This window comes from Pseudomonas sp. KH_050, from assembly GCF_057838875.1.
On sequence record NZ_CM174478.1, the window covers coordinates 2,135,929 to 2,149,804 of the forward strand.

A 13,876-nucleotide genomic window follows, 5' to 3' on the forward strand; every position below is an offset into this window, starting at 1 on the left:
GTGGCCGAACCGCGCGTACAACAAGGTCTGGTGCTGGGTATGAGTACCCTGGCCTTCACCGTGTGCTTTATGGTCTGGATGATGTTTGCCGTGCTCGGCGTGCCGATCAAGGAGCTACTCCAGCTCAACGAAACCCAGTTCGGCCTGCTGGCCGCGACCCCGGTGCTGACTGGCTCGCTGGTGCGGTTGCCGTTGGGCCTGCTGACCGACCGCTTCGGCGGGCGCAGCGTGTTCTTCCTGCTGATGCTGACCTGCGTGGCGCCGCTGTACCTGATCAGCCACGCCACCGCCTACTGGCAGTTCCTGGTGCTGGGCTTGTTCGTCGGCCTGGCCGGTGGCTCGTTTTCAGTCGGGATTGCCTACGTCGCCAAATGGTTCGACAAGCAGAACCAGGGCTTCGCCATGGGCATCTTCGGTGCCGGCAACGCCGGGGCGGCGGTGACCAAATTTCTCGCGCCGGCACTGATTGCTGCCGGCAGCTGGCAGCTGGTGCCGAAAGTCTTCAGCGCGATCCTGTTTACCACCGCGCTGCTGTTCTGGTTCCTGACCACAGAAAACAAGGGGCACCGCAGTGCCACCGGCGCCAGCTTGCGTGAGCAACTGGGCGCGTTGAAGGATCCGGCGGTGTGGCGCTACTGCCAGTACTACTCGATCGTCTTCGGCGGCTACGTCGGCCTGGCCTTGTGGATGACCAAGTACTACGTGCAGGAATACGGCTTCAGCCTGCAAAGCGCGGCGCTGCTGGCAGCCTGTTTTTCCCTGCCCGGCGGCGTGCTGCGCGCCGTCGGCGGCTGGATGTCGGATCGCTGGGGCGCCCAGAGCGTGACCTGGTGGGTGCTGTGGGTGAGCTGGGTCTGCCTGTTCCTGCTGTCCTATCCGCAGACCCAACTGCAAGTGCAGACCATCAATGGCCCGCTGGATTTTCATATCGGCCTGAACGCCACGCTGTTCACCGTGCTGCTGTTCGTCATGGGCATCGCCTTCGCCTTCGGCAAGGCCTCGGTTTTCAAATACATCGCCAACGACTACCCGAAAAACATGGGTGCGGTGTCCGGCATCGTCGGCCTCGCCGGTGGCCTGGGCGGGTTCATCCTGCCGATTCTGTTCGGCGCCCTGGTGGACCTGACCGGCGTGCGCTCCTCCTGCTTCATGTTGATGTACGGCGTGGTCTGGGTCTCCCTCACCTGGATGTACTTCAGCGAAATACGCAAAAGCCCGCTGCTTGGTAAAGCGCCGCTGCTGACCCCGTCCCCGATTTCCAGCATTGCCATAGGAGAAGAACATGTCCGTTCTGCAAAAGCCTGATTCAGGCCCGGTCATTCATGACTGGCGCCCGGAAGACCCAGCGTTCTGGGGGCGTAGCGGCAAACAGACCGCCACGCGCAACCTGTGGATTTCCATTCCCGCGCTGTTGCTGGCCTTTGCCGTGTGGATGGTCTGGAGCACGGTGATCGTGCGCTTGAACGCCATCGGCTTCAGCTTCACCACCGACCAGTTGTTCTGGCTGGCGGCATTGCCGGGGCTGTCCGGGGCCACCTTGCGGATCTTCTATTCGTTCATGGTGCCGATCTTCGGTGGCCGTCGCTGGACCGCCCTGAGCACCGCGTCGCTGTTGCTGCCCTCGCTCTGGATGGGCTTCGCGGTACAGGACCCGGGCACCCCTTACAGCGTGTTCGTGCTGATTGCCTTGCTCTGCGGTTTTGGCGGCGGCAACTTCGCCTCGAGCATGTCCAACATCAGCTTCTTCTATCCCAAGTCCCAGCAGGGTACGGCCCTTGGCCTGAATGCCGGGCTGGGTAACCTGGGCGTCTCGGTGATGCAGTTCTGTGTGCCGCTGGTGATTACCTTTGGCGTGTTCGGCTTCATGGGCGGATCGCCGCAAGTGCTGCCGGACGGTGGCCAGTTGTGGCTACAAAACGCCGGGTTCATCTGGGTGCCATTCATTGTCGCGGTGACGTTGATTGCCTGGTTCGGCATGAACGACCTGTCCAGCGCCCGGGCTTCGTTCAGCGAACAGGCGGTGATCTTCAAGCGCAAGCACAACTGGCTGATGTGCTGGTTGTACCTGGCGACCTTCGGTTCGTTCATCGGCTTTTCCGCGGCCTTTCCGCTGCTGATCAAGACCTCATTCCCTGATGTCATCGCCCTGAAATTCGCCTTCCTCGGCCCGCTGGTCGGAGCCCTGGTGCGTCCATTGGGCGGCTGGCTGGCGGACAAACTCGGCGGCGCGAAAGTGACCTTGTGGAACTTCGTGGCGATGATCGTGATGGTCTTCGGGGTCATGCACTTCCTGCCGCAGAACGGTGAGCCTGGCAACTTCTACGGCTATCTCGGGATGTTCATGCTGCTGTTCGTGACCACTGGCATCGGCAACGGCTCCACCTTCCGGATGATCCCGGTGATCTTCCGCGCCCAGCATGAAAAAGAGTCTGCCGGGCAACCGCCGGCCATTCGTGAACAAGCCCTGAAGAACGCCGGCAAGGAGTCCGCCGCAGTGCTCGGCTTCAGCTCGGCGATGGGTGCCTTCGGCGCGTTCTTCATTCCCAAATCCTTCGGCACTTCGATGGCCCAGACCGGTGGCCCGGAGATGGCCTTCTACATGTTCGTCGGCTTTTACCTGAGCTGCATTGTGGTGACCTGGTGGTGGTACGCGCGCAAAGGCGCCGCGACACCCTGCTAAGCCGACCCGAATTCAACCGTTGCGTGGGCGGGGCACAGACTCCGCGACAAAGCCTGAGAGGTATACACCGTGAGTCATTTACTGGATCAGTTGCGGTTTTTCAATCGCAAGCAAGGCGAGTTCTCCGAAGGTCATGGAGAAACCCGCAAAGAGTCCCGCGATTGGGAGAACGTTTACCGTTCCCGCTGGCAGTACGACAAGATCGTGCGCTCCACCCATGGGGTGAACTGCACCGGATCCTGCTCCTGGAAAATCTACGTCAAGAACGGTCTGATCACCTGGGAAACCCAGCAGACCGACTACCCGCGTACCCGTAACGATCTGCCGAACCATGAGCCCCGTGGCTGTCCCCGTGGCGCCAGTTACAGCTGGTACATCTACAGCGCCAACCGGCTCAAGTACCCGAAAATCCGCAAGCCGTTGCTCAAGCTCTGGCGCGACGCACGGCAGACCATGGCACCGGTGGAAGCCTGGGCCAGCATCGTCGAGGACAAGGTCAAGGCCGACTCCTATAAAAGCAAGCGTGGCATGGGTGGCTTCATTCGTTCCAGCTGGGAGGAAGTCAACGAGATCATCGCCGCTTCCAATGTCTACACCATCAAGCAATACGGCCCTGACCGGATTGTCGGCTTCTCGCCGATTCCGGCCATGTCGATGGTCAGCTACGCCGCGGGTTCGCGTTACCTGTCGCTGATCGGCGGCGCCTGCCTGAGCTTCTATGACTGGTACTGCGACTTGCCACCGGCATCGCCCATGGTCTGGGGCGAGCAGACCGACGTGCCGGAATCGGCCGACTGGTACAACGCCAACTACATCATTGCCTGGGGCTCCAACGTTCCGCAGACCCGTACCCCGGACGCGCACTTTTTCACCGAAGTCCGCTACAAGGGCACCAAGACGGTTGCTATCACTCCGGACTACTCGGAAGTGGCCAAGCTCACCGACCTGTGGCTGAACCCCAAGCAGGGCACCGATGCGGCGCTGGCCCAGGCGTTCAACCATGTGATCTTCAAAGAATTCCACCTGGACAAGCCGAGCGCCTATTTCACCGACTACGCCAAGCGCTTCACCGACTTGCCGGTGCTGGTGCTGCTCAAGCAAATGGTCGACGTGGCACCGGGCGCCGGTTACCAGCCGGACCGGTTCCTGCGTGCCAGTGACCTGACCGACAACCTCGGCCAGGAAAACAACCCGGAATGGAAAACCATCGCCCTGGATGTCAGCGGTGAGCTGGTTTCACCTCAGGGTTCCATCGGTTATCGCTGGGGCGAGAAGGGCAAGTGGAACATCCTCCCCCGTGAAGGCGGCGAAGGCCGTGAGATCGATCTGAAACTGAGCCTGATCGGTGACGACGTCGCCGAAGTGGCCTTCCCGTATTTTGCCGGCGAGTCCCACGAGCACTTCCAGCACGTCGCTGGCGATGCCGTGCAATACCGCCGCGTGCCGGTGCATAACGTGGTCCTGGCCGACGGCAGCGTGGCGAAAGTCGCCACCGTGTTCGACCTGTCGGCGGCCAACCTGGCGATCGATCGTGGCCTGGGTGGCGCTAACGTCGCCAAGGATTACAACGACGCCAGCGTCCCCGGGACCCCGGCCTGGCAGGAGCAGATCACCGGCGTCAGCCGTGAGAAAGCCATCCAGATCGCCCGTGAGTTCGCCGATAACGCCGACAAGACCAAGGGTCGCTCGATGATCATCGTCGGCGCGGCGATGAACCACTGGTACCACATGGACATGAACTACCGCGGGCTGATCAACATGCTCATGCTCTGCGGTTGCGTTGGCCAGACCGGTGGCGGCTGGGCGCACTATGTCGGTCAGGAAAAACTCCGTCCGCAATGCGGCTGGCTGCCATTGGCGTTCGGCCTGGACTGGAACCGTCCGCCGCGGCAAATGAACGGCACCAGCTTCTTCTATGCCCACAGCTCGCAATGGCGCCACGAGAAAATGAGCATGCACGACGTGCTCTCGCCACTGGCCGACAAAAGCCAGTTCCCCGAGCATGCCCTGGACTACAACATCCGCGCCGAACGCGCCGGCTGGTTGCCCAGCGCGCCGCAACTCAACACCAACCCGCTGCATATCTGCCGCGATGCCGCAGCCGCCGGCATGGACCCCAAGGACTACGTGGTCAAGTCGCTGCAAGACGGCTCCCTGCGCTTCTCCTGCGAACAGCCGGACAGCCCGGTGAACTTCCCGCGCAACATGTTTATCTGGCGTTCGAACCTGCTGGGCTCCTCGGGCAAAGGCCATGAGTACATGCTCAAGTACCTGCTCGGCACCAAGAACGGGGTGATGAACGAAGACATCGGCCAGGTCGGCGACTGCAAGCCGCAAGAAGCCGAATGGGTCGCCGAGGGCGCCATCGGCAAGCTCGATCTGGTCACCACCCTGGACTTCCGCATGTCTTCGACCTGCGTCTATTCCGACATCGTGTTGCCGACCGCAACCTGGTACGAAAAAGACGACATGAACACCTCGGACATGCACCCGTTCATTCACCCACTGTCGGCAGCCATCGACCCGGCCTGGGAATCGCGCTCCGACTGGGAAATCTACAAAGGCATCGCCAAGGCGTTTTCCAGCATGGCGGTCGGACACCTGGGGGTTGAAAAAGATCTGGTGACCATCCCGTTGATGCACGACAGCGTCGGCGAACTGGCCCAGCCATTTGGCGGCACTGACTGGAAAAGTGCCGGAGTGGCGCCTGAGCCGGGCAAGAACGCGCCGAACCTGCATGTGGTGGAGCGTGACTACCCGAACATCTACAAGCAGTTCTCCTCCCTTGGGCCAATGCTGGAAAAACACGGCAACGGCGGCAAGGGCATCAACTGGAACGCCGACGCCGAAGTGAAATTCCTCGGCGAACTCAATCACAAGGAACGCGCCGCCGGTATCAGCCAGGGTCGGCCGAAAATCGACACGGCAATCGACGCTGCTGAAGTGATTCTGTCGCTGGCGCCGGAAACCAACGGCCATGTTGCCGTCAAGGCCTGGGCCGCGCTGTCGGAATTCACCGGCATCGACCACAGCCACCTGGCGCTGTCCAAGGCCCACGAAGCGATTCGTTTCCGCGACATCCAGGCACAGCCGCGCAAGATCATTTCCAGCCCGACCTGGTCCGGTCTCGAAGACGATCACGTCAGCTACAACGCCGGCTACACCAACGTTCACGAAGCCATCCCATGGCGCACCATCACCGGTCGCCAGCAGTTCTACCAGGATCACCCGTGGATGCAGGCGTTCGGCGAGCAGCTGATGAGTTACCGGCCACCGGTCAACACCCGGACCATCGAAGGGGTGAAAGGCAAGCGCAGCAACGGCGAGACCGAAATCGTCCTGAACTGGATCACCCCGCACCAGAAATGGGGCATCCACAGTACCTACAGCGACAACCTGCTGATGCTCACCCTCAGCCGTGGCGGACCGATTGTCTGGCTCTCGGAGAACGACGCGAAACGCGCCGGCATCGAGGACAACGACTGGATCGAGTGCTTCAACGTCAACGGCGCGCTGACCGCCCGAGCGGTGGTCAGCCAGCGAGTCAAGGACGGCATGGTGATGATGTACCACGCCCAGGAACGGATCGTGAACGTGCCCGGCTCGGAAACCACCAAGACCCGCGGCGGCCATCACAACTCGGTCACCCGGGTGGTGCTCAAGCCGACCCACATGATCGGTGGCTATGCCCAGCAGGCCTACGGTTTCAACTATTACGGCACGGTCGGTTGCAACCGCGATGAATTCGTCGTGGTGCGCAAGATGGCCAAAGTCGACTGGCTCGATGGTTCGACAGGCGATGACCTGCCGCAGCCTTTGCCGACTGAGATGGATTGAGGAGAACAGTCATGAAAATTCGCTCACAGATCGGCATGGTTCTGAACCTGGACAAGTGCATCGGTTGCCACACCTGCTCGATCACCTGCAAAAACGTCTGGACCAGCCGCGAAGGCATGGAATACGCCTGGTTCAACAACGTCGAATCGAAACCCGGGATCGGCTACCCGAAAGAATGGGAAAACCAGGACAAGTGGAAAGGCGGCTGGATCCGCAATGCCAACGGCACGATCAACCCACGGATCGGCGGCAAATTCCGCGTGTTGGCGAATATTTTCGCCAACCCGGACCTGCCGAGCCTCGACGATTACTACGAACCGTTCGACTTCGACTATCAGCACCTGCACACCGCGCCGCTGGGCGAGCACCAGCCCACCGCGCGGCCGCGCTCGCTGGTCTCCGGCAAGCGCATGGAAAAAATCGAGTGGGGCCCGAACTGGGAAGAAATCCTCGGCACCGAATTCGCCAAGCGCCGCAAGGACAAGAACTTCGACAAGATCCAGGCCGACATTTACGGCGAGTATGAAAATACGTTCATGATGTATTTGCCGCGCCTGTGCGAGCACTGCCTCAACCCTGCGTGTGCAGCAGCCTGCCCGAGCGGGGCGATCTACAAGCGCGAAGAAGACGGGATTGTCCTGATCGACCAGGAGAAATGCCGCGGCTGGCGGATGTGCATCAGCGGCTGCCCGTACAAGAAGATTTACTTCAACTGGAAAAGCGGTAAATCCGAGAAGTGCATCTTCTGCTACCCGCGAATCGAAGCCGGGATGCCGACCGTTTGCGCGGAAACCTGTGTCGGGCGCATTCGTTACCTCGGTGTGCTGCTGTATGACGCCGACCGCATCAGCGAAGTGGCGAGCACCGCCAATGAGCAGGATCTGTACGAGAAACAACTGGAGATTTTCCTCGACCCGAACGACCCGGCAGTGATTCGCCAGGCCCTGGCCGACGGTGTCCCGCAGTCGGTGATCGATTCCGCGCAGCGTTCGCCGGTCTACAAGATGGCCGTGGACTGGAAGCTGGCACTGCCGCTGCACCCGGAATACCGCACCTTGCCGATGGTTTGGTATGTGCCGCCACTGTCACCGATCCAGAATGCCGCCACCGCCGGCACCGTGGGCATGAACGGGGTGATCCCGGATGTCGACAGCCTGCGCATTCCCTTGCGCTACCTGGCCAACCTGCTGACTGCGGGCGATGAGAAACCGGTCAAGCGGGCGCTCAAACGCTTGCTGGCCATGCGCGCCTACAAACGTTCCGAGCAAGTCGACGGCGTCCAGGACCTGCAAGTGCTGAAGGATGTCGGCTTGAGCGTGGCTCAGGTCGAGGAGATGTATCGCTACCTGGCGATCGCCAACTACGAAGACCGTTTCGTGGTGCCCAGCGCCCACCGTGAAGACGCCATGAGTGACGCCTTTGCCGAACGCTCGGGTTGTGGTTTCAGTTTCGGCAGCGGCTGTAGTGGCAGCTCCGACACCAACATGTTCGGCGCCAAGAAGGCCAACCGCCGCGACATTCTGAAAACCGTCCAGTTGTGGGAGGAATGAGCATGCGCATTCTCAAAGTGATTTCGCTGCTGCTCGATTATCCGACCGAGACCCTGATTGCCGGTCGCGACGAACTGGAGCAGGCGATTATCCAGTCCCGGGAAATCAGCCCCACGCAACGCGGCGCATTGTTCGAACTGCTCGAACTGATCTGCGCCAATGACCTGATGGACGGGCAGGAGCACTACGGTGCGCTGTTCGGCCGGGGGCGTTCGCTGTCGCTGCTGCTGTTCGAGCATGTCCACGGCGAATCCCGCGACCGTGGCCAGGCCATGGTCGACATGATGGCGCAATACGAAAAGGCCGGGTTTGCCATCGGCGTCAAGGAGCTGCCGGACTATATCCCGCTTTACCTGGAGTACCTCTCCACCCGCGAAAACCTCGAGGCCCGCGAGGGCCTGGCCGATGTTTCGCACCTGCTGGCCTTGCTCGCGGCACGCCTGGAGGAGCGCGAAAGCGCTTATGCCAGCTGCTTCCGGGCGCTGTTGCAGATCGCCGGGGCCGAGCCCCGGCAAGCGGTGGCCGAGCTGCGGGCACAGGTCGCCGCGGAACCTCGCGACGACTCCCTCGAAGCCCTCGACAAGATCTGGGAAGAGGAGGCCGTGGACTTTCTCCAGGCCGAACAGCAGGACCGTTGCAGTGCGCTGCCAAGCGCACCCGGCAAGGCCCGCGAGGAAAGCCCGGTGCCGCTGCACTGGGTGGATTTTCAGCATGAAGGGCTGGCCGCCGTGCCAGCCAAGGAGGTAGGCAATGTCTAAATGGAATCTGTTGTTGTTCGGGATCTATCCCTACGTCGCCTTGGCCATTTGCGTGATTGGCAGCTGGGCGCGCTTCGATCTGTCGCAGTACACCTGGAAGGCTGGCTCCAGCCAGATGCTCAACCAGCGCGGGATGCGCGTGGCGAGCAACTTCTTCCACATCGGTGTGTTGTTCGTGCTGGCCGGGCACTTCGTCGGCCTGCTGACCCCGGCGTCGATCTATCACCATGTGATCAGCACCGAGAACAAGCAGTTGCTGGCGATGGTCTCCGGCGGCTTCTTTGGCCTGCTGTGCCTGGTGGGCTTGCTGATGCTGGTCAACCGGCGGTTGAGCGACCCTCGAGTGCGCTCCACCTCCAGCACTTCGGACATTCTGGTGCTGCTGGTGCTGCTGGCGCAGTTGCTGCTCGGTCTGCTGACCATCGTCGCATCCACCGCCCATATGGACGGCTCGGTGATGGTGATGCTCGCCGATTGGGCGCAGAACACTGTGCTGTTGCGTCCGGTGGAAGCGGCGGCGGCCATCGGGCCGGTCGGCATGATCTACAAGCTGCACGTGTTACTCGGTTTGACCCTGTTCGTGCTGTTTCCTTTCACCCGTCTTGTACATGTGGTCAGTGCACCGATCTGGTACCTGGGACGGCGTTATCAAATCGTTCGGCAGAAAATCTGAGGAGATCATCATGTCAGGTGGATGTGGATGTGGCGGCGGTAAAGGGGGCAGCGGTGGCTGCGGTTCTTCAAAGAAAGACGAGCCTGTAGTGCCAGAAGTGCTCGACATCGCGCCGCAAGGGGCCGTGCAGTTTGAAGCGCTGCCGGGTGAACCGGCGGCGGCTGCTGGCGACGGCGCTGCGGCGCAACTGATCGCCAGCAGCGAGCAGGAGTGGCCGATCATCAGCGTCAACGAGGTCTCGATCACCTCTGAAGCCATGGCCCAGGAGCTGCAATATCACCCGGCCGAAAGCCGCGAGGAGGCAGTCTATCTGGCCGCCCGGGCGCTGGTGATCCGCGAGTTGCTGCAGCAGCGAGTCGCCGAACTCGACCTGACGTTGCAGATTGGCGCCGGCGAGAACGAAGAGGAAGCGGCCACCCGGTTGTTGCTCGAACAGGAGGTTCAGGTGCCGCAGTGCGACGAGGAGACCTGCCTTCGTTATTACGAAAACAATCGCGGGCGCTTTCACAGCGCGCCGTTGCTGGCGATACGGCACATCCTGCTCGAATGTGCCCCGGACGATGCCGAAGCCCGCGGCCTGGCGCACGATCAGGCCGAAGTCCTGCTGCAGCGCCTGACTGATTTCCCCGGCAGTTTTTCCCAGCTGGCGCTGAACTACTCGGCCTGTCCATCGAAGGCCCAGGGCGGTTCCTTGGGGCAGATCAGCAAGGGCCAGACCGTGCCCGAGCTGGAGCGTCAGCTGTTTACCCTGGCGCCGGGACTGGCCAGTAAACCGCTGGAGAGTCGATACGGCTGGCACGTGGTCAGTGTCGATCAACGGATCGAAGGCATGCCGTTGCCCTATGAGGTGGTCTCGACCGCCATCCGCACGCAGTTGCAGCAGGGCGTCTGGCAGAAAGCCCTGGTGCAATACCTGCAAACCCTGATCGGTGCCGCGGATATTCGCGGTATCCACTTGCAGGGCGCCGACTCACCGCTGGTGCAGTGACCACCAGGCCAACCGGGAAAATCTGATGAGCAGTGTCATGCAGGATGGTTTTGGACGGCAGATCGATTATCTGCGGATGTCGGTGACCGATCGTTGTGATTTTCGCTGTGTGTATTGCATGGCGAAAAACATGACCTTCCTGCCGCGTCAGCAGGTCCTTACGCTCGAAGAACTGCAGCGCCTGGCGACCCTGTTCGTCGGCCTGGGAGTGCGCAAGATCCGCCTGACCGGCGGCGAGCCGCTGATCCGTCCGGGTATCGTCGGGCTGTGCCGCAACATCGCCGCCTTGCCCGGGTTGCGCGAACTGGTGATGACCAGCAACGGCTCGCAGCTCGGCCGCCTGGCCGGGCCGTTGGTCGAAGCCGGGGTCAAGCGGATGAACATCAGCCTTGATAGCCTGGATGGGCAGAAGTTTCGTGCGATCACCCGCAACGGCGATCTCGATCAGGTGCTCGGCGGCATCGAGGCGGCGCGCGGTGCCGGCTTTGAGCGGATCAAACTCAACTGCGTGGTGATGAAAGGCCGCAACTTCGATGAAGTCCCGGCGCTGGTGCAGTACGCCATCGAGCAAAAAATCGATATCAGCTTTATCGAAGAAATGCCCTTGGGCGAAGTCGGGCGTTCCCGGGGTGAGTCGTTCTGCTCCAGTGACGAGGTGCGGGCACTGATCGCCAGCCATCATGGCTTGCTCGACAGCACCGAATCCAGTGGCGGACCTGCGCGTTATGTGCGCCTGGAACGCCATCCGGAGACCCGGATCGGTTTCATTTCACCCAATAGCCACAACTTCTGCGGCAGCTGCAACCGGGTGCGGATGACCGTCGAAGGGCGGTTGCTGCTGTGCCTGGGGCAGGAGGACTCGCTGGATTTGCGCGGCTTGCTGCGGCGTTATCCGCTGGATGACCAGCCGCTGATCAATGCGGTGCAGAAGGCCTTGCGCGGCAAGCCGTTGCGTCATGATTTCAACCCGGAGGGCGAGGTGCAGATCTTGCGGTTCATGAATGTGAGTGGTGGTTGAATCGGTCCGTTAAGAAAAGATTCTGCCGAACACAAAACCTGTGGCGAGGGAGCTTGCTCCCGCTGGGTTGCGAAGCGACCCTAAATAAGGCACCGCGAGTATTCAGACAAAACGCGTTTGCCGGATTACGACCGCTACGCCCGAGCGCGGACCGGGCCGCGGGAGCAAGCTCCCTCGCCACAGTGTTCTCACCGGCTTTTCAATAGTTTCTCTTCGCCGCCTTCAGGCGGCTTTTTTTTGTCCGCCCATTCTTGACGTCGATCAATTGCAGAACTGCCCTTTGTCCGTAGTCTTCACCGCATGTTGTGTTTATAAAGCTCAAAACATCTATATGTAGTGTCCGGAGACCAAATGCAGAGCACGCTGATCTCAGTAGGGTGTAACCGCTTGCACAAGCGCGATGGCAGTCTGGTCGCCTTCGATGCGGACAAGATCCGCCAGGCGTTGATCGCCGCCGGCAAGGCCACCGGCGAGTTTGCCGAGCCCGAGGCCGAGGGGTTGCTCGACGCGGTACTGGCCCGTCTGGAAGGGCAGGCGCGACTGAATGTCGAGCAGATCCAGGATCGGGTTGAACGGGTCCTGATGGACGCCGGTTTTTTCCTCGCCATGCGCGCTTACATCGTTTACCGCGAACAGCACGGACGCTTGCGCCGTGACCGCCGGACCATGGTCGAGGTGGCAACGTCGATGAACGAATACCTGGACCGTGAAGACTGGCGGGTCCAGGCCAACGCCAACCAGGGTTATTCCCTGGGCGGGCTGGTGCTGAACGTGTCGGGCAAGGTCACCGCCAACTATTGGCTGGACGAGGTCTATAGCGAGGCGATCGGCCAGGCTCACCGCGAGGCGGATTTGCATGTGCACGACCTGGACATGCTCGCCGGTTACTGCGCCGGCTGGTCGCTGCGCACCTTGCTGCACGAGGGCTTGAACGGCGTGCCCGGGCGCGTCGAAGCCGGCCCGCCGAAGCACCTGAGCAGCGCCCTGGGGCAGATGGTGAATTTTCTCGGCACCCTGCAAAACGAATGGGCCGGCGCCCAGGCATTCAGCTCGTTCGATACCTACCTGGCGCCCTACGTGCGTCAGGACAAACTGAGCTATCAGGAAGTGCGCCAGGCGATCCAGGAGTTCATCTACAACCTCAACGTGCCTTCGCGCTGGGGCACCCAGACACCCTTTACCAACCTGACCTTCGACTGGGTCTGCCCGCAGGATCTGCGTGAACAGATTCCGAGCATCGGCGGTGAGGAAATGCCGTTTGCCTATGGCGACCTGCAAGTCGAAATGGACCTGCTCAACCGCGCCTATATCGAAGTGATGCAGGCCGGCGATGCGAAAGGACGGGTGTTCACCTTTCCGATACCCACCTACAACATTACCCATGACTTCCCCTGGGACAGTGAAAACGCCGACCGCCTGTTCGAGATGACCGCGCGTTACGGCTTGCCGTACTTCCAGAACTTCCTCAATTCCGATCTGCAACCCAATCAGGTGCGCTCCATGTGCTGCCGCCTGCAGCTGGACGTGCGCGAGTTGCTCAAGCGCGGTGGCGGTCTGTTCGGCTCGGCGGAACAGACCGGTTCGCTGGGGGTGGTCACTATCAACTGTGCGCGCCTGGGCTATCTGTTCAAGGGCGATACCAGCGGCTTGCTGCAGCGTCTGGACACGCTGATGGAACTGGCGATGGAGAGCCTGGAGGTCAAGCGCAAGGTGATCCAGCACCATATGGATGCCGGTTTGTACCCCTACACCAAGCGTTACCTGGGCACCTTGCGTAACCACTTTTCCACCATCGGACTCAACGGCCTGCACGAGATGCTGCGCAATTACACCGGCGACGAGCAGGGCATGCACACCGAGAAAGGCCGGCAATTTGCCCTGGATCTGCTGGACCATGTGCGCGGGACATTGCTGCGATTCCAGGAGGAAACCGGTCACCTGTACAACCTCGAAGCGACCCCGGCCGAAGGCACCACCTATCGCTTCGCCAAGGAAGATCGCAAGCGTTACCCCGACATTCTCCAGGCCGGCAGCGTCGAGGCGCCGTACTACACCAACTCCTCGCAACTGCCGGTGGGCTTTACCGACGATCCTTTCGAGGCGCTGGAGCTTCAGGACGAACTGCAATGCAAGTACACCGGCGGCACCGTACTGCATCTGTACATGGCCGAGCGGATTTCCTCGACCCAGGCCTGCAAGCAACTGGTGCGCAAGGCCCTCGGACGTTTCCGCCTGCCTTACCTGACCGTGACCCCGACCTTCTCCATCTGCCCGGTGCATGGCTACCTCGATGGCGAACATGAATTCTGCCCCAAATGCGACGAAGTATTGCTGCTGCGCGAGCAGAACCTCGGCACCGCTCATTGATTCGA

At 61.3% G+C, this 13,876-nt stretch carries 9 protein-coding genes; all 9 read left to right on the top strand.

Annotation, left to right across the window (positions count from 1 at the left end):
• The 9 genes from AC3IUA_RS09845 (at position 1) to AC3IUA_RS09885 (ending at position 13,871) form a co-directional block, all read left to right on the top strand.
• Positions 1 to 1,305, top strand: coding sequence for an MFS transporter (locus AC3IUA_RS09845; protein ID WP_489360414.1), 1,305 nt, complete (start codon positions 1 to 3; stop codon positions 1,303 to 1,305).
• Positions 1,283 to 2,680, top strand: coding sequence for a NarK family nitrate/nitrite MFS transporter (locus AC3IUA_RS09850; RefSeq protein WP_489360416.1), 1,398 nt, complete (start codon positions 1,283 to 1,285; stop codon positions 2,678 to 2,680). Before AC3IUA_RS09845 ends, AC3IUA_RS09850 begins: the two co-directional genes overlap by 23 nt.
• Before the next feature lie 69 nt (positions 2,681 to 2,749).
• Positions 2,750 to 6,517 (top strand): nitrate reductase subunit alpha, encoded by a 3,768-nt coding sequence (locus tag AC3IUA_RS09855; protein WP_489360418.1) that lies wholly within the window; start codon positions 2,750 to 2,752, stop codon positions 6,515 to 6,517.
• A gap of 11 nt (positions 6,518 to 6,528) precedes the next feature.
• On the top strand, positions 6,529 to 8,067 hold the full coding sequence (gene narH / locus AC3IUA_RS09860; RefSeq protein ID WP_489360420.1) for a nitrate reductase subunit beta: 1,539 nt from the start codon (positions 6,529 to 6,531) through the stop codon (positions 8,065 to 8,067).
• 2 nt (positions 8,068 to 8,069) lie between these two features.
• Positions 8,070 to 8,825, top strand: coding sequence for a nitrate reductase molybdenum cofactor assembly chaperone (gene narJ, locus AC3IUA_RS09865; protein WP_489360421.1), 756 nt, complete (start codon positions 8,070 to 8,072; stop codon positions 8,823 to 8,825).
• The gene (narI, locus tag AC3IUA_RS09870) at positions 8,818 to 9,498 is read left to right on the top strand and encodes a respiratory nitrate reductase subunit gamma (RefSeq protein ID WP_489360423.1); all 681 of its coding nucleotides are present in this window, start codon (positions 8,818 to 8,820) and stop codon (positions 9,496 to 9,498) included. The genes narJ and narI overlap by 8 nt, the downstream gene beginning before the upstream one ends.
• Positions 9,499 to 9,508: 10 nt before the next feature.
• Entirely contained in the window at positions 9,509 to 10,486 is a 978-nt protein-coding gene (locus AC3IUA_RS09875; RefSeq protein WP_489360424.1) for a peptidylprolyl isomerase, read from the top strand.
• A 25-nt stretch (positions 10,487 to 10,511) separates the two neighbouring features.
• On the top strand, positions 10,512 to 11,504 hold the full coding sequence (gene moaA / locus AC3IUA_RS09880) for a GTP 3',8-cyclase MoaA (RefSeq protein WP_489360426.1): 993 nt from the start codon (positions 10,512 to 10,514) through the stop codon (positions 11,502 to 11,504).
• Between the two features lie 351 nt (positions 11,505 to 11,855).
• A complete protein-coding gene (locus tag AC3IUA_RS09885) occupies positions 11,856 to 13,871 on the top strand; it encodes a ribonucleoside triphosphate reductase (RefSeq protein ID WP_489360428.1) in 2,016 nt (671 codons plus the stop codon).
• Positions 13,872 to 13,876: the final 5 nt, after the last annotated feature.